The organism is Collinsella sp. Sow4_E3 (assembly GCF_052116285.1).
GTDB lineage: Bacteria > Actinomycetota > Coriobacteriia > Coriobacteriales > Coriobacteriaceae > Collinsella.
In genome coordinates this window covers 1-716 of record NZ_JBQKLJ010000081.1, presented here as the reverse complement: position 1 = coordinate 716, position 716 = coordinate 1, and the positions used below count along the sequence as shown (strand labels likewise).

General features: G+C 39.5%; 1 protein-coding gene. It reads left to right on the top strand.

The annotated features are described in order from the left end of the window. Window positions 1-583 (top strand): enoyl-CoA hydratase (locus tag ACTQ48_RS11335; protein WP_441571007.1); only part of this gene is annotated, 583 nt, incomplete at its 5' end. Between the last annotated feature and the right edge of the window lie 133 nt (window positions 584-716).

Here is a 716-nt window from a genome sequence, read left to right as displayed (position 1 = left end):
GAAACGAGCAGTTGATGAGGATGATATTCCTTCACTCGTTCGCATTGCTGAGTTGGTCAATACTATATCCTTTTCCTTAAAGCAATTGTCGAAAGTTGTTATTATGGTAACGGATGGACCTGTTGCTGGTGCGGCAGCAAATATGGCTGTCGCTGCGGATTTTGTCATTTCATCAGAAAAAACAAAATTTATCCAAGCTTTTGTAGGAGTAGGTTTGGCCCCAGACGCTGGAGGGATTTTCCTCTTATCTCGCTCCATCGGTGTCAATCGGGCTAGCCAGTTAACCATGACAGGAGAAGCTTTACCAGCACAAAAGGCTCATGACTATGGTATTGTTTATAAAGTGGTTGAATCAGAAAAACTGGAAAAAACAGTGGCGCAACTGTGTAAAAAACTCTTGCGAGGCTCCATCAATTCTTACTCTGCTATTAAACAATTGGTTTGGAAGAGTGAATTTGAGAATTGGCAGGACTATGCCAAGTTAGAATTGGATTTACAAAGAGAATTGGCCTTTAAAGAGGATTTTAAAGAAGGAGTCATCGCTCACTCAGAAAGACGTCGTCCGGTTTTTAAAGGGAAGTAATGATTGTTCAATAGAAATATTTGACTTTCAAACTAATCTGTTGTATACTTTGAAAGTCAAATAAGATGGAGGGATAAAAATGGACGATCGTAAAATCAATGAGTATCTGACCGCGATCTTTAACAATGTCTTG